The 26467-nt window shown below is 39.3% G+C and carries 23 protein-coding genes; 6 read left to right on the forward strand and 17 right to left on the reverse strand.

The annotated features are described in order from the left end of the window. Positions 1–26: 26 nt before the first annotated feature. From R2S10_RS24060 to R2S10_RS24075, 4 genes are all read right to left on the reverse strand, one after another. Entirely contained in the window at positions 27–2189 is a 2163-nt protein-coding gene (locus R2S10_RS24060) for a carboxy terminal-processing peptidase (protein WP_316842948.1), read from the reverse strand. 176 nt (positions 2190–2365) lie between these two features. Further along, positions 2366–3046 (reverse strand): hypothetical protein, encoded by a 681-nt coding sequence (locus R2S10_RS24065; RefSeq protein ID WP_316842949.1) that lies wholly within the window; start codon positions 3044–3046, stop codon positions 2366–2368. Between the two features lie 20 nt (positions 3047–3066). Beyond that, positions 3067–3909 carry an isoaspartyl peptidase/L-asparaginase gene (locus R2S10_RS24070; protein WP_316842950.1) on the reverse strand — a complete coding sequence of 281 codons (843 nt, stop codon included), beginning with the start codon at positions 3907–3909 and terminating at the stop codon, positions 3067–3069. A 27-nt stretch (positions 3910–3936) separates the two neighbouring features. Beyond that, a complete protein-coding gene (locus tag R2S10_RS24075) occupies positions 3937–4812 on the reverse strand; it encodes a cyanophycinase (RefSeq protein WP_316842951.1) in 876 nt (291 codons plus the stop codon). 270 nt (positions 4813–5082) lie between these two features. Between R2S10_RS24075 and cphA the strand changes: the two genes are divergently transcribed. After that, the gene (cphA, locus tag R2S10_RS24080; protein ID WP_316842952.1) at positions 5083–7698 is read left to right on the forward strand and encodes a cyanophycin synthetase; all 2616 of its coding nucleotides are present in this window, start codon (positions 5083–5085) and stop codon (positions 7696–7698) included. A 201-nt stretch (positions 7699–7899) separates the two neighbouring features. On the opposite strand, the gene R2S10_RS24085 is transcribed toward cphA, so the two are convergent. From R2S10_RS24085 to fumC, 5 genes are all read right to left on the reverse strand, one after another. After that, on the reverse strand, positions 7900–8463 hold the full coding sequence (locus R2S10_RS24085) for a DUF1543 domain-containing protein (protein ID WP_316842953.1): 564 nt from the start codon (positions 8461–8463) through the stop codon (positions 7900–7902). A gap of 25 nt (positions 8464–8488) precedes the next feature. Next, on the reverse strand, positions 8489–8938 hold the full coding sequence (locus R2S10_RS24090; protein WP_316842954.1) for a low molecular weight protein-tyrosine-phosphatase: 450 nt from the start codon (positions 8936–8938) through the stop codon (positions 8489–8491). Between the two features lie 5 nt (positions 8939–8943). Next, positions 8944–9750, reverse strand: a complete 807-nt coding sequence (locus R2S10_RS24095; protein WP_316842955.1) for a S1/P1 nuclease — start codon at positions 9748–9750, stop codon at positions 8944–8946. Between the two features lie 65 nt (positions 9751–9815). Beyond that, positions 9816–10310 carry a fumarate hydratase gene (locus R2S10_RS24100; protein WP_316842956.1) on the reverse strand — a complete coding sequence of 165 codons (495 nt, stop codon included), beginning with the start codon at positions 10308–10310 and terminating at the stop codon, positions 9816–9818. A gap of 19 nt (positions 10311–10329) precedes the next feature. Continuing rightward, a complete protein-coding gene (gene fumC / locus R2S10_RS24105) occupies positions 10330–11727 on the reverse strand; it encodes a class II fumarate hydratase (RefSeq protein ID WP_316842957.1) in 1398 nt (465 codons plus the stop codon). A 281-nt stretch (positions 11728–12008) separates the two neighbouring features. Between fumC and R2S10_RS24110 the strand changes: the two genes are divergently transcribed. Next, positions 12009–13226: a serine hydrolase domain-containing protein gene (locus R2S10_RS24110; protein ID WP_316842958.1), complete on the forward strand. Its 1218-nt coding sequence runs from the start codon at positions 12009–12011 to the stop codon at positions 13224–13226. Positions 13227–13233: 7 nt separating this feature from the next. Here R2S10_RS24110 and recG read toward each other — a convergent pair whose 3' ends face one another. The 6 genes from recG to meaB form a co-directional block, all read right to left on the reverse strand. Next, complete coding sequence (gene recG, locus R2S10_RS24115; RefSeq protein ID WP_316842959.1) at positions 13234–15339, reverse strand: ATP-dependent DNA helicase RecG; 2106 nt, start codon at positions 15337–15339, stop codon at positions 13234–13236. A 4-nt stretch (positions 15340–15343) separates the two neighbouring features. Next, positions 15344–16255, reverse strand: a complete 912-nt coding sequence (locus R2S10_RS24120) for an EamA family transporter (protein ID WP_316842960.1) — start codon at positions 16253–16255, stop codon at positions 15344–15346. A gap of 3 nt (positions 16256–16258) precedes the next feature. Next, positions 16259–16645: a RidA family protein gene (locus R2S10_RS24125; protein ID WP_316842961.1), complete on the reverse strand. Its 387-nt coding sequence runs from the start codon at positions 16643–16645 to the stop codon at positions 16259–16261. Positions 16646–16666: 21 nt separating this feature from the next. Then, entirely contained in the window at positions 16667–16801 is a 135-nt protein-coding gene (locus R2S10_RS24130) for a DUF6728 family protein (protein WP_316822084.1), read from the reverse strand. A gap of 80 nt (positions 16802–16881) precedes the next feature. Next, positions 16882–18207 carry an OmpA family protein gene (locus R2S10_RS24135; protein WP_316842999.1) on the reverse strand — a complete coding sequence of 442 codons (1326 nt, stop codon included), beginning with the start codon at positions 18205–18207 and terminating at the stop codon, positions 16882–16884. A gap of 412 nt (positions 18208–18619) precedes the next feature. Next, positions 18620–19513 carry a methylmalonyl Co-A mutase-associated GTPase MeaB gene (meaB, locus tag R2S10_RS24140; protein ID WP_316842962.1) on the reverse strand — a complete coding sequence of 298 codons (894 nt, stop codon included), beginning with the start codon at positions 19511–19513 and terminating at the stop codon, positions 18620–18622. A 122-nt stretch (positions 19514–19635) separates the two neighbouring features. Here meaB and R2S10_RS24145 point away from each other — a divergent pair, with 122 nt between their 5' ends. Genes R2S10_RS24145 through R2S10_RS24155 form a run of 3 tightly spaced genes read left to right on the forward strand, consistent with a single transcriptional unit; the run spans position 19636 to position 23351 of the window. Beyond that, a complete protein-coding gene (locus R2S10_RS24145; RefSeq protein WP_316842963.1) occupies positions 19636–21471 on the forward strand; it encodes an ABC transporter ATP-binding protein in 1836 nt (611 codons plus the stop codon). 60 nt (positions 21472–21531) lie between these two features. Further along, a complete protein-coding gene (locus R2S10_RS24150; protein ID WP_316842964.1) occupies positions 21532–22557 on the forward strand; it encodes a glycosyltransferase family 1 protein in 1026 nt (341 codons plus the stop codon). An 8-nt stretch (positions 22558–22565) separates the two neighbouring features. Beyond that, positions 22566–23351, forward strand: coding sequence for a DUF5672 family protein (locus R2S10_RS24155; protein ID WP_316842965.1), 786 nt, complete (start codon positions 22566–22568; stop codon positions 23349–23351). Between the two features lie 35 nt (positions 23352–23386). On the opposite strand, the gene R2S10_RS24160 is transcribed toward R2S10_RS24155, so the two are convergent. Both R2S10_RS24160 and R2S10_RS24165 read right to left on the reverse strand, forming a co-directional pair. Beyond that, positions 23387–24511 (reverse strand): glycosyltransferase family 4 protein, encoded by a 1125-nt coding sequence (locus tag R2S10_RS24160; protein ID WP_316842966.1) that lies wholly within the window; start codon positions 24509–24511, stop codon positions 23387–23389. Positions 24512–24540: 29 nt separating this feature from the next. Then, complete coding sequence (locus tag R2S10_RS24165) at positions 24541–25329, reverse strand: glycosyltransferase family 2 protein (protein WP_316842967.1); 789 nt, start codon at positions 25327–25329, stop codon at positions 24541–24543. A gap of 212 nt (positions 25330–25541) precedes the next feature. Here R2S10_RS24165 and R2S10_RS24170 point away from each other — a divergent pair, with 212 nt between their 5' ends. Beyond that, positions 25542–26462: a glycosyltransferase family 2 protein gene (locus tag R2S10_RS24170; protein WP_316842968.1), complete on the forward strand. Its 921-nt coding sequence runs from the start codon at positions 25542–25544 to the stop codon at positions 26460–26462. Positions 26463–26467 lie beyond the last annotated feature (5 nt).

A 26467-nucleotide genomic window follows, 5' to 3' on the forward strand; every position in this document is an offset into this window, starting at 1 on the left:
TCCCCTTTTTTTATATAGGTGCGAATTTAATTAAACCCGGTCGTTCTATTCACCAATTCTGATTTCTTTGGACCAGAAAGCTTGATTAAATCGGCCATGATCTGTAAACTTTCATCTTCAATAAAATCAACGTTCTCTTCTTTTTTAACCTTATCTCCTTTTTTAACAGGAGGAAGACCTTTTGAAGCTCTTAACTTATTGATTCTATCCAGTGATTTCGCTTCCAAACTATCGCGCTCCGCTTTAAGTTTTGTTTCATTTAAAGTGATTGAGATTTCTCCATCACGTTTTTTCATATCAGCAATATCTTGTTCCAGCGTTTTGTAATCCAATGATTTCGCCATTCTTTCTTCATGCAATTTAATCAATTCTGGCTTCAATGGTGCTAGATTAGCTACAGGTGCGAAGTTAGATTTAGGCACCTCATCCCAAGGCAAAGCAGATGGCTCTGTATCCTCTCCTATTTTATTAAGAGGATAAAGAGAAGGAAACTGAATATCCGGCATTACCCCTTTATGTTGTGTACTACTACCATTAACACGGTAAAACTTAGCCATTGTTAAGTTGATTTGTCCCAATTGAATTGGTGCGCCATCTTTGGTAGTCATTGTCGTTTTAGCATCTTTATTCACTAATGCAGCAATCCTTTGTAGCAAAGAAGGGTTAACCAACCTGTTAAGATCGATAGACGACTGAACCGTACCTTTACCATAGGTTTGTGTCCCCATGATTACTCCTCTACCATAATCCTGGATGGCACCAGCAAAAATTTCAGAGGCAGAAGCACTCAGGCGATCCACCATCACACCCAGCGGACCATTCCAAGCTACCCCCGGATTAGTATCTTCATTTACTTCGATTTCATTCTTCGTATTTCTAACTTGTACAACCGGTCCCTTATCGATAAACAGCCCTGTCAAATCAATCGCCTCTACTAAAGAACCACCACCATTAGCACGTAAGTCCATTACAATAGCATCCACTTTATCTTTATTTTTAAGTGTATCAATTAATAGCCTCACATCACGGGTAGTACTTTTATAATTCGGATCACCAGCATTGGCCGCTTTAAAATCTGCATAAAAAGCAGGAACTCGAATAATACCAATTTTATACGGTTTGCCATCAGATTGGATTGTTTTCACCGTTTTCTTAGCTGACTGGTCTTCCATTACAATACGCTCTCTCATTAACTCAATAATGACAGGCTTAGAAGAAAGCTCACGTCCAGCAGGAATAATTTTAAGTCTTACCTTGGTGCCTTTAGGTCCTTTTATCTTAGAGACTGAGTTATCAATTCTCCAGCCTATAATATCCTCAAACTCACCATTTCCTTGAGCCACACCTACAATACGGTCGCCGGCACTTAGTAATTTACTTTTGAAGGCAGGTCCTCCTGGAATTACTTCATCAATTTTAAGGATGTCATTTTCCAGTTTAAGTCTTGCGCCAATACCCTCGAAAGAGCGAGCCATATCTTCATTGAATTGTTGTGCATTTGCCGGATTAAAATAATTGGTATGAGGATCGATCGTTTCTGTAAAAGCATCCATGACCAATTGGAACACATCCTGATTATTTACCTTATTGGTCTGAGACTTTAGATTTTCGTATCTTTTTGTTAGTGTTTCTATATTTTTTGCCGGCGGAGTACCTGCAATTTTCAGGTTCACCAAATCATATTTGACCTTTTTCTTCCAAATATCCTGCAATCCTGCAACTGTCGTTTCCCAAGGCATTTTCTCACGATCAAACACATAAGTATCATCTTCTTTGAAATCGTATTTACCTTTAACCTGAGCAAGCGTATAGTTCAACCATTCATTGTATCTTTTCAAATAAACGTTAAAGATGTAAAAGGGCGCACTTAAGTCCCCATTTCTGAAATCGTCATCTAAAGAATACCTGAATTGTTCAAAATCCTTGATATCTGAAGCCAAAAAATAATACCTATATGGATCCAGATCTTTGATATATTTATCAAGAATCAAGGAGGAGATAGAATCATTTAATTTTATCTTTTTGTAGTTATAGTTTTCGATCAAGCCCACAACCTCTCTAACTACAAGTGCTTGGCGCTCGTCCGGCACAATATTACTTACGCCCTTAACTAATGGTTGTGGCTTAGGGGAAGCTTGGCATGCCAATACAGCAGCAGTAAAGATGACCAGTAATGTTCTTTTTAACATTTCTTTGAATAATTTAAAATCCATTTTATAATCCACAACTAATATGATACCAATATCACGAATAAACAGAAAAGAGACAGTATTATTACCGTCTCTTTTCTGTCAACTTCTCAAAAGTAATTAAAATACTTATACAAAAACCTATCAGTTGTGGATAAATTCGTAGGTTTTAAATATTACTTCTTAGCAACTAATTTTGAGGGAATTAACGCTTTTGTCTCCTTAATTCTGCTTTTTAATTGTACATTATTTGCGGATTTCAATAGCAGCTCTGCCCTATTAAGGTCTCTCAAAGCGAGATTATATTCTTTTTTCTTAATTTTCACCTGAGCAATACCGATAACAGACTCAACATAAGCACTATTGTTATTGAGTTGTTTCGCGAGGATGCCTTGCTGAGTATAAAACCAAAGTGATTGTGTCAATTTATTAGCAGCAAAATAAATCCGGCCCAATTGATAATAAGATTCCATCTGGCCGACTTTACTGCCAATTTTAGAATAGTTTTTCAGCGCGACATTTAAGATTACCTGTTCTGCTTCGGTATAATGGTTCATCAATAGGTGTACATTTCCGAGTTTTAATAATGCTTCACCATAACGAACAAAAAGTTTGGAGGTATTAAATTCAAATGCTGCTTTAGCGTATAAATTCAAGGCATCATTCAAGTCACCTCTTTTTTCATTCTTCAGGGCTTCTGCAAAATAGGTATTACCATCTGCCTCTTCCAAGCTGGAGGTAACAATATTAATAGCTCCGCTCGTTACTGGTGGTTCTTGAGGAAGAAAAGTATTGGTTTGTGTCATTGCCCTTTCCGAAAAGAATAGAAAAAGAATAACTAAACAAAGTTTGTTCATCTTGTAAAGATATAACAAATTTAGTTAAACACCTGTAAACTACCGTCAAATGACGCCCAGACCATATAGGGATGGGAGTCGGTATGGTAAATTTCTCCTGAAGCGCTGATACCGACTACTCCAGCAAAACCATCAAAAGTTTTCAGCTCGTCAAAAGATTTATCACAGGCATTTTTTAACGTAAAACCGTCAGTTACTCGGATCACAATTTTGGCTGCAAGCGCTGCACTGACAATATCTTCACCGACGCCGGTACATGAGATCCCTGCTGATGCATTCGCAAAATTACCTGCTACAGTAGCAGAATCACTTACACGACAAGGAATTTCAAATCCTTTCCCTCCTGTGGATGTCGCCGCAGCCAGATTGCCATCTGAGTCTAAAGCTACACATCCTACAGTCCCTAATCTGGAAGACTGTAAAAGCTTCTGTTCATATTCCTGTTGTCGTTGTGGAATGATTGGATCAAAAAAATCAAATCCCTGCTCACGTGCAAAATTCAATGCACCTTCACCGCTCAATACACGGTCCTCATAAGCTAACAGTTTTTTAGAGACCTGGATTGGATTTTTGATATTTTGAACATTAATTACACCGCTAAATTTCTGGCTTTTACCATCCATTAAAGAAGCGCTTAACCTAAGCTGTCCATCGCTCTGAATTTGCGAACCTAATCCTGCATTAAAAAGCGGATTATCCTCTAATAAGCTAACCGCATAAACCACTGTTTCTAATGCCGTATGGGTACTTAAATAGGCGTAAGCTTCGCTTACGATAATAGAAAGGGCTTCTTGCTTTGCTAATTTGGTTTCCTGGTTGGTTCCAGACTCGCTGAAAAAACCGCCATGAATAATGATTTTCATCCTAATAATTTGCTGTATGAACTAATATTAATCTACCGGGATCACTTTTGGGTGATGAATGGTCAATTTATGAGCGGTAAGGTCATAAATATCTCCATCGCACATCACATGAACAGTCATATTACTGATGGAAACCGGCTGTCCCATTTCTACATCTGTCAGGTTAGTATCGGTCATATTTCTTCCATCTACCAGAATAACCATTCCCGATCCTATAGCTTCCATTACATTCCCACCGGAAATAAACAGTCCTGTATCTTCACCTAGGCCAATCCCCAGAATTCCAGGACTACTAGCGGTTGCGTATAACAATCTGCCTATGCGTCCTCTTTGTACAAAATGAGTATCTACAATTACCCCATCAATAAAACCAAGGCCACCAGTAATTTTGACTTCGCCTTTTAGCAAAGCATCTTTACTACTTCCTTGATAAATCATGTTTTTTGAACTTGCAGCAGCACCAGCAGAAGTTCCTGCAATGACTACCGGTTCATCCTGGTATTTATCCAGCAAGATCTGGTGGATGGCCGTACCTCCAAAAATAGAGGACAAACGCAATTGATCACCACCGGTAAAAACAATCACATCAGCTGCTTTGATTCGGGCACAATTTTCTTCGGAATTGGCCTGCTCTCTACTGATGATATTTAAAACACCGACATCCTGAACATCTAATTGTGCAAAAGCTTTAATATACTCCTCTCCAACTCTTTCAGGAATTAAAGAAGCTGTCGTAATAATTTCAAAGCGAGACGCAGTTGCCTTTATAGATTCCGTCGTGATTTTCTTCAGAATTCCTCTTTCAAAGAAATTCATATTCTGGGGCAATCCGAAAGTTGTTTCTGTGAAACTTCCGGTGTTAATTGCACCACCTATAATTATTAGTTTACCCTTCGGAGTCATTATAAATCTTTTCGTTGCTAAATTTCAAATATATAGGGTAATACCCAATATCGATGAATTATTTATCAATATTAGTCCCTTATCAACATTTCGATTTAGCACAATAATCCGTCCGTTATTTCCGCCAAAATATATTACCAAGATTTAACCTCGTTCATAGCTTTTTTTTCGGAAAAAATCCTTACTTTAATGTCTCCGTTCGACCCTATCCGAGAAACTGATAACTTCCCCATAATATGGTCACTACCAACACAAAATAACAAATCTAGAATGAAAATATTAGGCATACAGGTGCTACGCGGACCAAACATATGGTCTATCAAAAGAAAAAAATTAATTCAAATGCGACTGGACCTGGAGGAAATGGAACAGTATCCGACCAACGTGATTGACGGATTTGGAGAAAGAATCGAAAAATTAATACCTACCCTGTATACACATCGCTGTTCAAAAGGAGAACCTGGAGGATTACTCATGAGAATTCAGGAGGGTACCTGGATGGGCCATGTTATTGAACATATCGCCTTAGAAATCCAGACACTTGCAGGAATGGACACTGGATTTGGCAGAACACGCCAAACTAAAACAGAAGGCATTTACAATGTTGTATTCAGCTATTTAGAAGAAAAGGCAGGTCTTTATGCTGCAGAAGCTGCCGTAAGAATTGCAGAGGCGCTGATTGCCGGTACAGACTACGATCTGGAACATGACATCCAAAAGATGCGTGAACTTAGGGAATTAGAGCGTCTGGGGCCTAGTACCGGATCCATTGTTGACGAGGCTATCTCAAGAGACATTCCATGGATCAGACTAAATAAAAGTTCATTGGTGCAATTGGGTTACGGAAAAAATCAGGTACGTTTCCGTGCCACTATGACAGAAAGAACAAACTCTATCGCAGTAGACATTGCCTGCAATAAAGATGAAACCAAGCGTTTACTTCAAGATTCAGCGATTCCCGTTGCAAAAGGAGTAACGATTTGGAATCCTGAAGATCTAGAAGATGCCATCCAAAAAGTAGGCTATCCGATGGTATTCAAGCCCCTGGATGGAAACCATGGAAAAGGCGCAACTATAAACGTAAAAACTGATGAAGAGGCGAAAGCCGCGTTTGAATATGCGCAGCAATATTCCAAGAAAGTCATTATCGAAAAATTCATTACCGGTTATGATTTCAGAATCTTAGTAATAGATCATCAAATGGTAGCCGCGGCACTTCGAGTTCCTGCACATGTGACTGGAAACGGTCAGCTGACGATCCAGGAACTCATCGATAAAGAAAACCTTGATCCAAGAAGAGGCTACGGACATGAAAATGTATTAACAGAAATCAGTGTAGACAGAGACACCCTTGACTTACTGGCGAAGAAAGAATATACATTGGAAACTGTTCCTCCACAAGGAGAAATCGTATACCTCAAATCTACGGCTAACTTAAGTACTGGTGGTACTTCAATTGATGTGACTGATCTTGTTCACCCTCAAAATGTATTTATCAGTGAACGCATTTCCAGAGTCATTGGACTTGATATTTGCGGCATTGATATCATGGCAGAAAACTTAACACAACCTCTAACAGAAAACGGAGGAGTAGTGCTGGAAGTGAATGCAGCACCAGGATTCAGAATGCACCTTGCGCCAAGTGAAGGCTTGCCAAGAAATGTAGCGGCTCCGGTGATTGATATGTTATATCCTCCTGGGAAATCTACACGAATCCCAATTATCGCGGTAACCGGAACTAATGGTAAAACTACTACGACCAGATTAATCGCTCATATTGTAAAAAGCAATGGAACCAGAGTAGGTTTTACTACCTCCGATGGTATCTATGTGCAGAATACGATGTTGATGAAAGGCGATACTACCGGACCGGTAAGTGCAGAATTTATCCTGAGAGATCCAACTGTAGAATTTGCAGTGTTGGAAACTGCGAGAGGAGGAATTCTTAGAGCAGGTCTGGGCTTCAACCATTGCGATATTGGTGTCATTACCAATATCCAGGAAGACCATCTGGGCATTTCAGATATCCATACCCTTGACGACCTGGCAAGAGTAAAATCGGTGATCATAGGCTCTGTTAAGAGAAACGGCTGGGCTGTATTAAATGCAGACAACAAATACTGTATTAAAATTGCCAATGCTGCCGATTGTAACATTGCATATTTCAGTATGGACGAGAAAAACCCTGTGATTGTAGAGCACTGTAAAGCAGGTGGTATTGCTGCAATCTATGAAAACGGGTACATCACTGTTAAAAAAGGAGACTGGAAAATCAGGGTAGAAAAAGTAACTCATGTGCCATTAACCTTTGGCGGCAGCGTAGACTTTATGATCCAGAATGTGCTGGCGGCAACACTTGCAACCTTCCTATGGGGATATAAAATTGAAGACATTCGAATGTCACTGGAAACGTTCATTCCTTCTGCTGCGCAAACACCAGGTAGGATGAATACTTTCAAGTTCAAGGAATTTAAGATTATGGTAGATTTCGCTCACAATCCTGATGGATTTAACGGCATCAAATCTTACTTGAAAACAGTTGACGCTACAGAACATATCGGTGTCATCTCGGCAACAGGCGATAGAAGAGATTCAGATAATTTAGAAATTGCTAAGATCTCTGCACAGATGTTTGATAAGATTATCATTTGTCAGGAGAAATATCTTCGAGGCAGACCTCCACAGGAGTTGATCGATTTATTGATCACCGGGATTCGTGAGGTAAAGCCGGATATGGATATCATCATCAATAATAATGGGGATGACTGCTTGAAATATATTATGGCAACTGCTCGTTCAGGATCATTCTTCACAATTTTAAGTGATACCATAGACGACGCAATTGTTAAAGTAACAGATTACCTTGATAAAGAATTTGGGGTATAAACAATAAATCCTGCGCATAGTGGAAACCGATCTTAAAGATTAGGGCTACTGCAGGATATCAAAACGGGAGTTCTCTTTTCATCCTTGAATCTTTGCTGAAACGCAAATATTCACCGGTTTTCAAAGAAAAACTCCCGTTTTATATTTAACTCAATTTTGTAAACTTCTTTAGATTTTTTGGATTTCGCAGTACTTATCTCTTTAGATTTTACTAAGTTTAAAGTAACCCAGATGGATTTCATCAGCCAATAAACCATCTTCCAAAGTGATTTTTAGCTCATAATTGTTTTTAAGCGATTCAGGAAGTACATCTATTACTTCAAAAGCATCATCCACATCTACACCATACTTATCATCGATATGAGAGGTTGCGCCTTCAAATCCGGTATGTTTATAAAATGTCGTTTGTTTTGCCTGTTGAATGGCGTTAGCCATGTCAGGAGCAACGATGAGCATTTTATAATGCGGCTCATCAAATTCATTAGCCTTATACCCCCCAAGGTTCATGAAAAACAGTTTATGTTGTTGTTCCTGCTCCTTTAGTGCAACCTTAGGTACGACCTCAATTTTATACCCATCCACCGTATTTACTTCACGCCAGGCATCCACATGAATCTTCTCTCCTGCTTCAGGCCAAAAATCAAGAATCTCTTGTTTTAAATCCTTTAAAGCAGTTCCAATAGAGAAAAGCATATCATGTTGCTCAATCCTCCGTGTTGCTGGTTTACAACCCAGCATTAGCATAAACAGTTTAGGTGATTCCATAGTCGGGGTAAAAAAGGGGGGGGGATTATAATGATTCTTTTCTAATCTCTTCGATAATTTCTCTGCAGCGTGCTTCAATTTGAAGGAAAACCGGTTCAAACAACTTATCATCGAAATAAGGATCTGCTACTTCCAGCTCATCTGGCAAAAAGAGCATTACTTTTTCCCGATGGTGTACCACTTCTGCCTGTCTTAGCACATCTTTTTGATTCTGTTGATCCATCACCAAAATCTTGTCGAAAGATTCAAAGTGATCTGCATTAAAATGCCTGGCTCTTTGCTTAGAGATATCATATCCATGTTTTTTTGCAATGGCAATACTCCTTTTATCCGCAGGCTCGTTGATGTGCCAATCGCCTGTGCCTGCAGAGGCGATCTGCCAGTCCAAACCTTGTTCTTCCACTAAATGGCGCATTACCCCCTCAGCTAATGGAGAACGGCAGATATTACCAAGACAAACCATCAATATTTTCATATCTCTTAACTATAAATATCGTTTAGAATATTGGCTAAACAAATCCCGCCCTTCAACAATTGCGCATCTAATAGCCCTACAAAATCATAATTGTATCTGTAACTTAATTTTGCTTCTGGTTTAGTTTCTGCGTAAATCTTATTACAGGCTTCATAAGAACCGTAAACAAAGTCTTTTAGAGAATAGCTTTTCCAAGTGGTTAGCTGTTCTTTAGAAGGGTGGTTAATGGCGTCTGCATATTCTGTATAGCTCAATTGCTGGTAGCCGATTAATCCTTCATCCCAAACCTTGTGTAGATTAGATTTCTCACCAAACCAGGTCACATATACTTTATTACCACCTAGATCTTCTTTACGTGCGGTGTGCATAGGTTGGTTTAAATCTCCTACCATATGAACTAGCATGCGCATCGCCAACAGCTTCTGATCAGCAGTACTTGCTGGATTTTTCAAAATGGCCGCCATTTCAAGCGTCTTGTTATAAACATTGGCATCATGATCTGAATCCAGGAAGCTAAATACGCCTTGCTTATCCAATCCACCTGGAAAGTTGACAAAATGCCAGTTGTACAAATAATTATAAGCGGTATCAGATTTAATAAAATCTCCCCAATTACTGGCCATTGCCAAAGTTTCTGAGCCCAATACTCCTCTTACACCTTTAAGTGCTTTTTTAGTCAGGTGTGTTTCTGCTACTTGTCCAACGATGCGATGACCAAGCATTCCCCATGCATTTGCATTTAAAGGTAGGTAAGCCATAACAGCTACAGTAAGCGCAACCTTAAATGATCTTTTAATAGATTTTGTGTTCATTAGAATTAATATTTAGAGTGCGTTTTTTATTAAAGGCTAATTTATAACTTCTTTTATCGCTCAATTTACAATGCTTTAGGTTCGCAAATGATCTTCTCTTTCAAGACTAGGTTACATTCCCTTTGATCACTGGTATTCACCAGAGACAGTTTATTCGGCTCAAAAGACTTCACAAAAAAGCTCCTCACATATCTTCCAATCTGATAACAACCGGTCACTTTCTGTTTATAATTGGCCTTGGTATACGTACCTTCCAGAATCAGACTGTCATTTCGGACCTCATAAACTCCTTTTGCATACTCCTTCCAAACACCATTATTAAAACAAGAATCAGCATAGTAATTCGCCTTAGAATAAGTAGTTAAATCTACGTAGAACGAATCACAGGTAAATTTAAACTTATGCTGAGTATAATTCAGCAATTCTTCTTTGTGCGCTATACTATCCTGATTCCAAACACCCTGCAAAAAAGCCTCACCTTTCCCTTGCACGTTCGGCAGTCTGGTGCAAGCAGCAAACAAAGCTGAAATTAGTACAAGGGATAATATCAATCTCCGCATATCCGGGTATTTTTATAAATTATTTTAAACTACCAACCATATCTTCCGGGCGTACCCATTCGTCGAATTGCTCACCTGTCAGTAAACCTAGCTCAATTGCTGCAGCGCGTAAAGTTTTGTTCTCTTTATGTGCTTTTTTAGCGATTTTGGCTGCATTTTCATAGCCTACATGAGGATTTAAAGCAGTTACCAACATTAAAGAATTTTCCAGGTGCTTTTTGATTTCTGGTAGATTTGGCAAAATACCTTCTGCACACTTATCATTGAATGAAACGCAGGCATCACCAATCAGACGACCTGATTGTAACACATTAGCAGCAATCACTGGCTTGAATACATTCAGTTCAAAATGACCATTGCTACCGCCAATACCTACGGTTACATCATTACCCATCACCTGTGCGCAAACCATTGTTAATGCTTCTGGCTGCGTAGGATTTACTTTTCCTGGCATGATCGAAGATCCTGGCTCATTATCAGGAATGATAATTTCACCAATACCGCAACGTGGACCAGAACTCAACATTCTGATGTCGTTACCAATTTTCATTAGTGCTACTGCAGTACGTTTGTAAGCTGCAGACAATTCAACCATAGCATCATGTGCTGCCAAAGCTTCGAATTTATTCGGAGCTGTTACAAAAGGAAGTCCTGTCAGGTCGGCGATTTTAGTCGCTACGAGCACATCATAACCTTTAGGCGTATTCAATCCAGTACCTACTGCAGTACCGCCAAGCGCAAGCTCAGCGATCATTACTAGCGCATTTTTGATCGCTCTAACACTGTTGTCAATTTGTTGTACATATCCTGAGAATTCCTGTCCCAATGTTAGTGGCGTTGCATCCATAAAATGGGTACGCCCAGTTTTTACAATGTCACTGAATTCTGCTACTTTCCCACTTAAGGTGTGACGTAACTTCTCTAATCCTGGAATGGTAATTTCTACAGCTTGTTTGTAAGCCGCGATGTGCATAGCCGTTGGATAAGTATCATTTGAAGATTGTGATTTGTTCACATCATCATTCGGGTGCAAAACTTTATTGGCATCCGCAAGTGTACCACCATTAATGACGTGGGCACGATTGGCAATTACCTCATTGGCATTCATGTTACTCTGTGTTCCAGAACCTGTTTGCCAGATTACTAAAGGAAACTGCTCATCCAAAGCGCCTGCGATCACTTCATCACAAGCTGTAGCAATTAATGCTGCTTTTTCTGCTGTTAATACGCCCAACTCTGTATTTGCCAAGGCTGCTGCTTTCTTCAGATAGCCAAAAGCGTGTATGATTTCCTTTGGCATCGAAGCCTCTGGACCTATTTTAAAATTATTACGTGAACGTTCAGTTTGAGCCCCCCAATATTTATCGGCAGGTACCTGCACTTCACCCATGGTATCGTGTTCAGTTCTAAAATTCATAGTGTTTTTTTTGTAATGACAAATTTAGTTTTTTATAATTTAATGGTAGCGCTATTCTCCGATGAGCTGCTGCTGTAAAGAAAAATTTACCTGGCAGTAACATCAGGGCAGAATTCCTTTATCTCCGAATTAAAGTAAAAATGTCGGGTAAATCGCTCATTTGAACAAATGTATACAATTTCGTAAGCTAAATAATAGCTGCCTATAATGTTTAAAACTCTTTTACGTTTAAAAGGTTAATATTCCTTATTTTTCGGGCGTTTAAAGCACCATCATTATTCATGACTTATCGTAATATTCTAGCCGTAGCTTCAGTAGCCACCTTATTATTCTTTTCTTGTTCAAATTCTAAAAAATCCGCGGTGCTTTCTGAGCCAAGTAAGGAGCGGACCGCAGAAGATGACAAGGCCGACAGCTTGCTATTGGTCTACAATCCAGCCAAAGGCGATAAATGGATTGCCGATTTTGTACAGAATCTCCATAAAAAATATGGCTTTAATGGAAATATGCTGGTTGCAAAAGACGGCAAAATCCTTTATGAAAAAGCGATAGGATGGGCAGATTACTTACACCGCGACAGTTTAAAAATCAACTCTGAATTTGAGCTGGCTTCCATCACTAAAACATTTACCGGAACAGCCATCATGCAGCTGGTGGAGCAGGGAAAATTAAAACTAACAGACGATGTAAAAAAGTTTTATCCAAACTTCCCATATGAAGGCATCAATGTTAAATTGCTCTTGACTCACCGTAGCGGAATGATGAATTATGTTTATTTTACGGATGGCATCTGGAAAGACAAGAAAAAACCAATGAGCAACAATGATGTCATGAATCTGATTGCTGAGTATAAACCGAACCGTTATGCCAAACCGGATACCCGTTTTCATTACAACAACTCTAACTATATGGTATTGGCCGCCATTATTGAGAAAGTGACCGGCAAGCCATATTCTGATTACATGATGGAGCATATTTTCAAACCTGCCGGAATGAAAAACACCCATGTTTACTCTACTACTGTCTATCCAAAAATCCCTGTAGATGTGGTAGGCCATGACCGTACCTGGAGATATTCTGTAGTGCAAAACTTCCTGGACGGACCTGTTGGCGATAAAGGAATATACAGTACACTACATGATTTAGTATTGTACGACAAAGCCCTGAAAAACGGTCGTTTGTTAAAGAAAGAGAGTTTAGATTCAGCTTATAAAGGACATAATAAAGCCATCAATGGCCATTTCAACTACGGTTACGGCTGGAGAATGTTTGATGGTGAGAACGGTAGAAAAGTAGTTTACCATACGGGATGGTGGCATGGTTTCAGACACATCTACGTACGTGATGTGCAAAAGAACATTGTGGTGATCTTTTTGGGTAACCTAACCAATGGCAGTTTAATGCATTTGGACGACCTATATAAACATCTTGGAATGCCGATCATTAGAAAAGGAGCCTATTCAGGTTCAGGTTCATTGCCAGGCAGCGATGAAGATTAATAAATATCTAAGAGATTTTATCTAAAGCAATACCTCTGCTTCTTTTAGCGAGGTATGTTTTTAACAAGCTATTTTCAGGGAGTTCCAGCTGTGGATCTCCCGCGAGAATATCAATTACGGTTGACCTGGCCTCCTGTAAAATCAACTGATCCGTTGCCAGATTGGCCAATTTCAATTCCAATACCCCACTTTGCTGTGTACCAGTCAGGTCTCCAGGCCCTCGCAACTGGAGATCGATCTCCGAGATCTCGAAACCATTATTGGTCTTTACCATTGTTTCTAAACGAAGGCGACCATCCGCACTGAGCTTATTACCAGACATCAGAATACAAAAAGACTGTTCCGCCCCTCTACCTACACGTCCACGCAACTGGTGAAGCTGCGACAAGCCAAAACGCTCCGCATTTTCAATGATCATAATCGAAGCATTCGGCACATTCACCCCGACTTCAATCACTGTAGTAGCCACCATAATCTGGCTTTTACCATCAATAAACTGCTGCATTTCGAACTGCTTCTCGGCATTTTTCATTTTACCATGAACGATACTAATCTGAAAATCAGGTCTGGGAAACTGATAGCTCATCTGCTCAATTCCAGCTTCCAGATTCAATAAATCTAGCTTTTCACTTTCCTTGATCAAGGGATAAACCACATACACCTGTCGGCCTTTAGCAATCTCTTCCCTCATAAATCCGAACATACGCAAGCGCTGACCTTCAAAAAAGTGACGGGTATCAATTGGTTTTCTACCTACCGGTAGTTCATCGATTGAGGAGACATCAAGATCTCCGTATAAAGTCATGGCCAAAGTACGGGGAATAGGCGTTGCCGTCATCACCAGAATATGTGGGGGAATTACATTTTTACGCCAAAGTTTAGCGCGTTGTTCCACACCAAAGCGGTGTTGTTCGTCTATGACCACTAAAGCCAGGTTTTTAAACACCACTTTATCTTCAATCAGTGCGTGGGTACCTACCAGAATATCAATCTCTCCTGCTTCCAGCTCTTCATGTAATTTTGTACGTTGCTTTTTGGTACTACTTCCTGTAAGGATCCCCACCTTCGCCAGGCGGCCATCTAACAATGAAGTTATAGATTCATAGTGCTGACGCGCCAGAATCTCTGTAGGCGCCATCATACAGGCCTGAAAACCATTATCTTTCGCCAACAGCATACTCATCAGTGCCACCACTGTTTTTCCACTTCCAACATCACCTTGCACCAATCGGTTCATTTGAACGCCACGTTGTGTATCCGTTCTTATTTCCTTAATTACCCGCTTCTGCGCGCCTGTAAGTTCAAAGGGCAGGATTTCCTTATAAAAAGTATTTACACTCTCTCCTACCGAGTTAAATGGATGTCCTTTAAACTTCCACTCTCTGATTTGTTTATTGTGCAATAGTTGCAGCTGAATATAGAAAAGCTCTTCGAACTTCAGTCTGCGCTCTGCCGCTTTCAAAGCTTTTACATCTCTTGGGAAATGTATACTCAGCAGTGCTTCCTTTTTATTCACCATCTGGTATTTATCCAGAATATAAGCTGGCAAACTTTCCTTCACTTCAGAAAGGTGTTGTTCCATGACCAAAGTCTGGAGTTTCTGAAGTCCTTTACTATCGAGGAAGAATTTCTTTAGCTTTTCCGTGGAGTTATATACTGGCTGCAACCTCAGGTTTCCGGTGATTGTGGCTGGTCTGGGGTAGTTTTCCAATTCTGGATGGGAGATGCTAAACCCCCCATTAAAAGCCGTGGGTTTCCCGAAAACGATATATACTTTTCCGCGCTGCACATTTTCGTCTACCCATTTCAAACTTTGAAACCAAACCAATTCAATAGAGCCGGTTTCATCGGTAAGACGGGCAACGATTCGCTTCTTGTGCTTCTCTCCAATCTGTTCTTTTCCGGTAATCCGACCCAGGATTTGTACGTAGGGAAGTTCGCTGTTCAGCTCATTTACCTTATAAAACCTGGTACGGTCGATGTAACGAAAAGGAAAATAATTGAGGAGGTGATCGTAAGTGAAAATACGCAGCTCCTTTTGCAGGAGTTCCGCACGCTTAGGCCCTACGCCTTTAAGATATTCGATGGTGGTATCTAAACTGGAAGCAAACAAGGCCTTAAATGGTTTTTTTCCTAAAGGTAAGGATATCTTTAATGATGCTCCAATTAAATACGACAACAGACACGACCAGCAGGAAATAAGCAATCAGTTTATTAGAATCTACATGTTCATCAAAATAAAAGATGGCTACATTAAAGGCGATAATGGGATTTACATAAATGATGATGCCCAAGGTCGATGAAGGTATTCCAATTAGCGCATATAGGCTAAGGAAAAGTGGGATGATGGTAAAAAACACCGCGACTACAATGATGTTGCTCCAAAACCAGGCAGAATCAGGAATACCACCGTGTTGAAAAAGATAAAAAGGGAGCATCAGGATTACGGCAAGGCCGATTTGCAGGGCCAGTACATTGAGCTTATCGAGGTTTTGCATTTTCCGCTGAATGATCAGGTAAAACGCATATAGAGAAGCGATGATGACGGACCACAATACTTCTACAAAGGAGCCGGTGGCCAGCAGAATAATACTTAGCAGGGCGATGGCCAGGGAAATCAGTTTTAAACGCGATAAATGTTCTTTGAGAAGGATAAATCCTCCAAATGCAGTAATCAATGGGCAGACCATATAAGCGAAGGCTGCCGATTGAAGACTGACATTATTTACGGCATAAATATAAGTGTACCAATTTGAAGTGAGCAGGACGGTAGAAACTCCAATTTGCAATGCTACGGTATTCTTGTCCTTTCTGCTTAAACCGGCAAGGTAATCCAGGTCCTTTTTGATTTGCTTTTTCCTAAAAACCAATATCGCGATCCACAAAAAAACCAGGGAAGTAAAGATCCTGTAATAAAGGATTTCCTCAGAGGGGAAAGCCTTTAAGTTTCTCAGTGGAATGGAGAAAAAACCCCAGATAGCGAAAGATAGAATGCCGGCAAAGAAGTACCTGAGATTTGATTTCCCCAAAACTTATCCTTTAGAGGCGATGATTGAAATTTCTACGTTTACACCTTTAGGCAAGCCTTTCACAGCAACAGTTTCACGTGCAGGAAAATTGCTTTTGCTATCGAAATAAGAACCGTATACAGCATTCACTTCATTAAACAATGCCATATCAGTTAGAAATATAGTTGTCTTTATCACATCACCGAAGGTATAAGAAGCTTCCAATAATACAGCTTTAATATTTCTCATCACCTGGTGAGTTTCTTCAGAGATCGAAGTCATGTTTAATTCACCATTTTGCGGGTTGATTGCGATCTGGCCTGACAAGAATAAGAAACCATTTGCTTTTACAGCCTGGCTGTATGGACCAATAGGAGCTGGTGCGTCGTCGGTATTGAATATTTGCTTCATAATTATATAGGTTTTATTGTTCTAAAAAAGCCAGCTGATCAGCTTATAAAGCAGTCCAGCTACAAAAACAGCGATTGCAACGGCATTAATGACGTGCATGATTTTTAGGTTGATATTGGTTGGTCGGTTCGGATCTTTCTTTCTAAATAGATACATACGTCCACAAATGTAGGCATAAAAAAAAAGAGAGCTTCAAAATTGAAGCCCTCTTTTTTATAATATTTACTTAGAAAGTATTAGTTTCTAGCAGATTCAACACGACGGTTTTGGATACGACCTTCTTCAGTATCGTTAGAAGCGATTGGATTAGCTTCACCATGACCTTTAGTGATTACTTGACTAGCGTTAACACCAGAGTTAACTAAGTAAGTTTTCACAGAGTTAGCTCTGTCTTTAGATAATTTTAAGTTGTAAGCAGCAGTACCTTCGCTTGAAGCATAACCATTAACAGTTACTTTACCACCAGCATCACGCAATACAGAAGATAATTTATCTAAAGTAGGGTATGAATCAGTTTTAAGAACTGAAGAGTTAAATTCAAATTGGATTCTTTCGAAACCAGTTACATTGCTAGCATCAACTACAGCAACTTCTACTTTAGGTAGAGGACAGCCTGAACCATCAACTGCAACTCCTGCTGGAGTACCTGGACATTTATCGAATTGATCAGCAACACCGTCACCATCAGAATCTTTTTTCAAATCTTCAACAGATTTTTCAACGCTAGATACACGAACTTTTAATGCTTCAACTTCTTGACGTAATGAAGGATCTTTCAATTCATCATACATTAAAGCTAAAGGATTAACCCAGTCAAGGTTTGGTTTAGATTTAGAACCTAGAGAGAATTCTAGACCTGCATATCCGTAAGAGAATTTATCTTTAGTAGTTGCTTTTGCATATACTCCGTCAAAATTATCACCGTCGATGAAGTGCATAGTGTAACCTAAGTTAAATGACACACGGTCAGATACTTTAAATTTAACACCTGCTCCAACTGGGATATAAGCTTCTTTTACGAAGTCTTTATCTTTGTCTTCACCAAATTTACCTTTGTTGTCTTTACCGTCAACGATTGGGTTGTAAGCAACTAAACCGTAACCAGCAGTTACGAAGAAGTTTACTGAGTTCTCACGACGTAAGAAATCTACAGTTGCAACGTTAACAACACCTCTTAAATCGATAGAGTATTGCATTTCAGTTTCGAAAGCTTTCACGCCATTAACAGCACCGCCTACAGCGTCTTTGTTAGTACCTGAAACTTTACCACGGAAAATGTTACCTTCTAATCCGAATGCATGACCTAGTTGTTTTCTCAAAGAGATACCGTAACCTAAGTTTACATCGAAGTTAGTGAAGTCATTTGATCCACCGATAGCAACAAATGGAGATAAAACACCACCGTTTACACCGATTGACCATGATCTGTACTGTGCTCTTCCACCAAATACCTTGGCTGAAGAAGAAGTCGCAGGAGAATCTTGTGCACTAGCAAGAGTCGTCGCTCCCATTAATGCTACGAAAGAGACTGCAAGACCCTTTTTTAAAGTAGAATAATTCATAATTTTCTTTTTTAAGGTTAAACAAATTAATTGTATAATTTTTTGCGTAGCAAAACTAAACAATTTTTTAAATTCCCACAATAGATATACAAACTCCGTTCCAAAGTTTCCAAGGGTGACTAATTGGGTAATTCTAATAGTGCCTGAACCGAATATTTTTCGAAAGAAGAACATACAAATCAACCCGCCCTTTTGTTTTAAAAAAGTAAAACACGCTGTAAAACAACACGATAAGCATTACACTATGCCAAAAAAACACAATAATCATTAAAAATAGGGATAAAGTGTAAAAAATACACCGCCTTCAAATTAATGGCACAAAATTTTCCAGAATTGACAAAAATGTCCTGCCTTTTAGGAAGTCCATTCCTTTTTTCCATACAAATCGGCTATACAGAAAGGCATTGCCAATCTAGGTCGAAATCCAGCTGTCTGCAAATTTATAGATATTAAAATCCGGGGCTTTCAATGCTTCTTTAATGTCCAGCAACAATTGTTTCTTATCCAAACCTGCCATCCGATAATGTTCAATTATTTTCAGTGCCTTTTCTGCAAGGAGAAAAGGCCTGCGATCGTTATCGGCCAAGCTGGGTTCCAGTAACCAGTCGCACAGTGCTGCAATCCCTATATCCTTATCTGCTACAGTTTTAAAAACTGGAATTTGTTGATGCTGCTGATACATCAGTTTTTTAAGGTTATTCGCAAAAGTATCGGCGCCATCACGATCTGCTTTATTCACTACAAATGCCTGTGCTATTTCCATCAATCCTGATTTGATGTGCTGAATTTCATCTCCGGATTCCGGAACCAGGACCACTACCGTTTTATCTGCCAGACCGGCAATTTCTATCTCTGACTGCCCTACTCCTACCGTTTCCACGAAAATCAGGTCAAAGTTGGCCGCTTTAATTACATCTACCATCTCAATGGTTTTAGCGGAGATGCCCCCTAAAGCGCCTCTTGTCGCAATCGAACGGATATATACATTAGGATTATTGAAATGTTGCGCCATTCGGATTCGATCCCCCAGTAAAGAGCCAAAATTAAATGGGGAAGTAGGATCGACGGCGAGAATAGCAATTTTCTTCTGTTGAGCCGTTAAGTGCATTGTGATCGCATTGACCAATGTACTTTTCCCTGCTCCGGGAGGACCGGTTATTCCAATCACAGGAGTCTGATTCAGCTCCAGTGATCTTAATAGCTGAGCAGCAGGAGCAATGCCATTCTCCACCAGGGTAAGCGCCCTGGCCAAAGTAATGAAAGAGCCTTGTTTGATTCCTTTCAGAAGTTCCTCTTTATTAATCATTAATAAAAATTGTTTGGTGCAAAAAAACAGAATTATATCCAATAATAGGTAATCAAATCATGATTCCGCTATATTTTATACCTGCGTGTAATTATGTACCTTTGGAAAATTTTAAATTCTTAATGAAAGACTATTTCAGGTTATTATCCTTTGCAAAACCGATAGAAAAGTTCGCAATTCCTTATGTGGTTGCAACACTTCTTTATATCTTATTTAACACCCTAAATCTGGCCTTGTTGGCCCCATTATTAGATACCTTATTTAACCATAAAGCTGCCATTGCTGCATCAACAGTACCTACAGTGGCTAAAGAGCAATCATGGTGGGATATCATGGGTAAATTCAGAGAGCTAACGGATTACTATATTCGGAACTATGGCCCTACACAAGCTTTAAAATTCGTTTGTCTTGTGATTGTTGGATCTGTGTTCTTATCCAATATTTTCAGGTATCTATCTGCAAAAACCATGGAAGATCTGCGTGTACATACCTTATTAAACTTACGTAAAAAGGTATTCAACAATGTGATGAACTTACATTTGGGTTATTTTAACAATTCCCGTAAAGGTGATATCATTTCTAAAATATCATCAGATGTTCAGGTGGTTCAGTTTACGGTAACCAATACCCTTCAAGTGGTATTTAAAGAACCGGTAACACTGATTGTATATATTGTACTGTTGTTCTCTATCTCTGTAAAGCTGACCTTGTTTTCATTGCTGGTCATTCCTCTTTCAGGATTAATCATCGCAAAAATAGTGAAGCGCTTAAGACAGCAGGCGACACAAGCACATGAAACTTTCGCCAATATGCTTGGATACCTTGACGAAGCCCTTTCTGGAATTAAAATTGTGAAAGCATTTAATGCTACTGAATACGTAAAAGATAGGTTTCACCAGGAAAACCTGAACTATTCAAACATCACCAGAAAGATGGTAAGAAGACAACAGCTGGCTTCTCCAGTTTCGGAGTTCATGGGTGTAATGATGGTTGCCGGCATTGTATATTTTGGAGGCTCATTGGTTTTAACAGGTGAATCAGACTTACAATCTTCAGAGTTCATCGCTTATATCGCGATCTTCTCCCAAGTGATGAGACCGGCAAAAGCCCTTTCTGATGCCTTTAGTGGAATCCATACTGGACTTGCAGCAGGGAAAAGAGTGCTTGACCTGATTGATGAGAAACCGGAAATTGTAGACAAACCGAATGCAATTGAAATAAAATCCTTTAATAAGTCTATCATTATGGAAGATGTTTCCTTCTCTTATGGTGATAGAATCATATTAAACCACATCAATATAGAAATACCCAAAGGTAAGACTGTGGCCCTTGTTGGCCCATCTGGTGGTGGTAAATCTACCTTAATGGATCTATTGCCAAGGTTTATTGAACCTCAGACAGGACGAATCCTTATCGATGGTGTAGACCTCCGTGATATAAAAGTAGAATCATTGAGGGCTCAAATGGGCTTTGTAAACCAGGAATCTATTTTATTTAATGATACCATATTTAACAACATTGCTTTTGCAAAACCTAATGCCACACGCGATGAAGTGATTGCGGCAGCGAGAATTGCGAACGCACATGATTTCATCATGAATACTGATGAGGGTTATGAAACTTCTATCGGCGATCGCGGTATCCGTTTATCTGGAGGCCAGAGACAAAGGTTATGTATTGCCAGAGCGATTCTTGGTAATCCTCCTTTAATGCTATTGGATGAAGCAACCTCAGCACTGGATACTGAATCAGAAAAACTGGTACAGGATGCTTTGTATAAATTGATGGAAAACAGAACTTCGTTAATCATTGCGCATCGTTTATCAACGATACAAAATGCGGATCTGATTGTGGTTGTAGAAAGTGGCAAAGTAATTGAATCCGGCAGCCATAGCGACCTAATTAACCGTAACGGACTATACAGAAGGTTAATAGACATGCAAACCTTTACAGATTAAAACTAAATCATTCGATTAAAATATAATAGAGAATTGGAAATCATTTTAGATTGTGAGCGAATGAAATACCCTTATACAGGGTTATTTGAATATTGCCATCAGCTGGGACTTGCCTTGCTGGAAACAAAAAAGCAAGAAGATCAACTGGGGCTCTATATTCAGCAAAAGGATCAGCATTATTTCCCTGCTGATCTTCGTTTTTTAACTCAAAAAAGCCTGCATAAGTTCCTGTTCCCAAGGCTGGATGCTCATATAGATATCTGGCATTGTACCTATCAAACATCATGGTACATGCCACCTTCAAGCCCGAAGCGTAAGTGTGTATTGACTGTTCATGACTTAAATTTTCTTTATGAAGACAAGTCTGAAGCAAAAAATATCAGCTATTTAAAAAAACATCAGAAAAATATAGATCGCGCAGATCATATTGTGGTGATCTCTGAGTTTACTAAAAAGGATATCCTCAAACACCTAAAAGTGGACAAACCGATCACGGTCATTTATAATGGCTGTAATGTGGAAGAGTTCCCGGAGCATGACGAACCTGTTTATCGTCCTGCTAAGTCCTTTATATTTACCTTAGGAACGGTAAATGCCAAGAAGAACTTCCACACCCTTCCATGTTTAGTTAAAAACAGAGATTTGGAACTAGTTATTGCAGGAAAAACCGATCCGGCCTATGTTGCAAAAATCATGGAAGAAGCGGTTAAATACCAAGTTCAGGATCAGGTAAAAATCCTGGGACCAGTAAGTAAGGAAGATAAATATTGGTATTATAAAAACTGTCATGCTTTTGTTTTTCCATCTTTGGCGGAAGGCTTTGGCATTCCAGTTATAGAGGCGATGAGCTTTGGTAAACCAGTATTTCTTTCCAAGGCAACTTCTCTCCCCGAAATTGGAGCTGAATTTGCTTATTATTTCGATGACTTTGAGGCCAGCCACATGAATATCGTATTTGATACCGGATTGGAGCAACATCATCGCACACATCCTGAGGAAGCCATCATTGCGCATGCAAAACAGTTTAACTGGAAAAATAGTGCTAAAAAATACTGGGAAGTATACCACAGTCTTTTATCAATTTAATCTCACAGATGAGCAATAAAAAATGTGTGGTCGTTATCCCCGCCTACCGGAAATTGCAGCCTATTGAGCTTAGTTTTCTGGAAAATGGCCTGCAAAAAACGGAAGGATTTGAACAAGTAATTATTGCTCCTGAGCGGTTGATTATTGAGGAGTCCTTTGGCAAACTTAGGAACCTCCGTGTAGAACGTTTTCCAAATCATTTCTTTGATAGTATAAAGGGCTATAACCGACTGATGATTTCTTCGGATCTTTATAGTCGTTTTGCCGATTTTGAATACTTGCTGATTCATCAATCAGATGTATATCTATTTAAAAACGAGCTGGATTATTGGTGTAATCAATCTTATGATTATATAGGCGCTCCATGGTATAAAACTTCAGCACTCACAAAAGGGCCTTTACATGCCTGGTTGTATCGTACAATATGGCAACGAATACTCGCCAGAAAAAGAAAGAACGGCTGGTTGGCTAACAAGGTAGGAAATGGAGGGCTATCGCTGCGAAATATCTCATCAGCGCTCAAAACACTGGAATTATGCAATGTTGATTTGTATGAGCGCTATTGGAATCCCAAATCACACAATTATAATGAAGATATATTCTGGTCTATTGAAGCAGTAAAGATAAACCGCGCATTTCGTATTCCCCATTGGGAGGAAGCTTTACAATTTGCCCTGGAATTTGAACCTGAAAATGCAGTAAAAAGAATGGGTGGAAAACTTCCCTTTGGCTGTCATGCGCCACTCCTCATAGGCACAGATTTTTGGAGAAAGCACATTCCTGAGCTAAATTAATCAAGCCTGATTAACCGTCATATCTAGAAAACAGCCTAAAGGCTGTTAGCAACATTGTTTAACAGCGCCTCAAACTTTGGCAATTGCTGCTGCACATCATATTTTAATGCATTACTTTTAAGCTTTTCAACATCATATCCACGATGTTCATAAAACTCCCTCATTCCTGTTAAAAGGTCCACCATACTCCAGTTATCGATCACAATCCCCATTTCTTTTTGCAAAAACTGAGGTACGATTCCTATGTTAAAAGCAACGATTGGAATGCCCAGATAGGCAGCTTCCAACATCACCAGTGAAAAAGATTCTTCTCTGGACAATAGTAAAAATCCATTTGCTACAGACATATAATTATAATAATCCTCAGACAAGGCACCCGTAAATAGGAGTTTACCTGGATACTTTAATTCTGCTATGTGTTGAACATAAAAATCTAATCCGGTGTTAAGTTGCTTACCGATCCAAATGATCTTGATTGGTTCATCCTTAAAATGCTCTAAAATCGGCAATACCTGATCAATTCCTTTCATATAACTAGTCGCACCGGAAACCACCCATACAAAATCCCCTGGCAGAACGCCTAGTTTTTTCTTGATCTGTGCTATACGATCTGCGTCCACCTGAATGGTACTTGCATCAATAAAACTATGCTGTAATCGAATATCTGGATGACCAAAATCTGCAATTTTCTCACAAACGATCTCTGAACAGCCAATGCACACATCCGAATAAGAGAAAATACTTTTTAAAGCCTGCCCTTTTATCAAGGCAAATGCGCCTGGTAATTCGTGGACATGGGTCACCACTTTCACTTGATAATTTTTGGAAGCTTCAAATACATCGGGAATAACGACGGTATTTACGTACCAGATATCCGCTTTAAAATGGCGCATGATGCGATCCACCTGAACGGCAACAGCGTTTTTACCCAGAACTTTTAAGAGCCCTCTAAATGCTCTCTTATACCAATTAGGGCTTGATTTATAAAAAATTTCCTTGCCTATATGATCAGGAAGTAAGTCGAACAACTCCCCTTTCTTCATACAAAGCACATAAATGGAATATTGATCCTTGTCCAGGTTATTTAACAAATACCACAACACCATTTCGGATCCGGTACGGCCAAGGTCCTGGGTAATAAATAATATTCTCTTTTTCATTTATAAATGATCTTTCTCCTAAGCGCTACTTACTTCTTTTTAGACTTAAACAAACGCTTCACAAACCTACGGCATTTGATAAAGTAATTTATCTTTTTCATTTCTACGCTCATTGCAGCATAATCCTTATAATCGGCAAGGAACAGCGGGAAATGTGTGCTTAATACTTTCGAACGTTCCGTTAAAATACGCTCCATATTTATAGGGTCAGAACTCAAACCATCACATAGAAATCTGCTGATGTAATGGTCAATATGCTGATAAGTACAATTAAATTTGCAAGTAGCCAGTATAAAAAACTCCCAGTCAGACACTACGCGATAAGACTCATTATATAAACCTACCAAGTCAAAAAGACTGCGTTTGATAAAAGTTGTGGGATGAGGAATTGTACCTTCATAAAAGGTTTTGAAAGTCAAAACATCTGGAGGACACCAATTTTCATTACGCTCATGAAAGATCATGTTTCCGGAGACCAGGTCTTCCGTCATTCCCAAGGCCACTGCGCCTTTGATCACCTGCGTGTCAATTAAAAAATCTCCGCTATTCAGAAAAAGCAAATAATCCCCGGTAGCCGCCCTGATTCCTTTATTCATCGCGTTATAAATCCCTTTATCAGGTTCAGTTACCCAATAATGAATCTGGTCCTTATAATCGCTGATCACTTCTTTACTTCCGTCTGTTGAATCCCCGTCAATTACAATATACTCTATATTAAGATAGTCCTGATTCAGAACAGACTGAATCGTTTCCTTTAATCCTGCGGAATTATTATAGTTAATCGTTATAATTGAAATTTTCAGATCCTTGGACCCCATAAATCTTAAAATTAGTTATAAAAGGTATTACTATATTTACACTTTTCAATGGCTAAGGGCAGCAAAAACTGACTTATTAGTCTTATTTTTGTTAAAACATTTGCCGGAGTTGTAATATTTTAACAAAAGTAATGATAAATACACGCTTTGATCCGCAAATATTTAACGAAATATATAAAAATCCTCTATTTTTACTTCCCATCCCATCCTTTATGCCAAAAGTATCTGTTATCGTTCCTAATTACAATCACGTCAAATACCTGAAACAACGGATAGAAAGCATCCTTTCTCAGACATATCAGGATTTTGAACTCATCTTAATGGATGATTGTTCAACAGATGACAGCAGAAACGTATTAAACGAGTACCGTGATCATCCAAAAGTAACGCAGGTTATTTTTAATGAACAAAATAGTGGCAGTACTTTCAAGCAATGGAAAAAAGGTGTAAACGCTGCGAAAGGCACCTATGTATGGATTGCAGAAAGTGATGATTGGTGTGAGCCATCGCTGCTGGAAACACTTGTAGCGGGTATGGAAAAAGATAAAGACACGGTGATCAGCTATTGCCAGTCCTACTGCATCAATGATCAGCATGATATTATTTTCCAGTCCTTCCATAAAGCCTTGTCGGAAACAGTAGATGGGAACCAGTTTATTCAAAAATATCTAGCGGTTCCTATGGCCATTTTCAATGCCAGTATGGCCATCTGGAGAAGGGATAAATTTGACCAGATTCCTGAGGAACTGACTACTTTCCGTTTTTGTGGTGATTGGTATTTCTGGGTACAGTTATCCAGATTAGGAAAGGTTCATATCAGTGCCAAAGTCCTCAATTACTTTAGAAAACATGGTAATGATGTGAGTGGAAAAGCTTACCTGAGCGGATTGAATTTCGTGGAAGAACTTAGGATTCTGAATATCATGTATACCGAACAGCTGATTACGGAGCATCAATATTACCGTGCCTACAAAAAGAAATTTGTGGAATATTGGCTGGTAAAAGACACTATTGACAAAGGCAACAAAGCGGTCGTAAAAGACCTATTTAACAATGCCCTTTCTACCAAGGTAAGTATGGTAAAATTAGTCCCAGCTGCCATCTGGAAAAAATTCAGGCGGAAAAGAAAATAAAGAAA

It is taken from the genome of Pedobacter gandavensis (assembly GCF_032678745.1).
In the GTDB taxonomy this organism is placed as follows: Bacteria; Bacteroidota; Bacteroidia; order Sphingobacteriales; family Sphingobacteriaceae; genus Pedobacter; species Pedobacter gandavensis_C.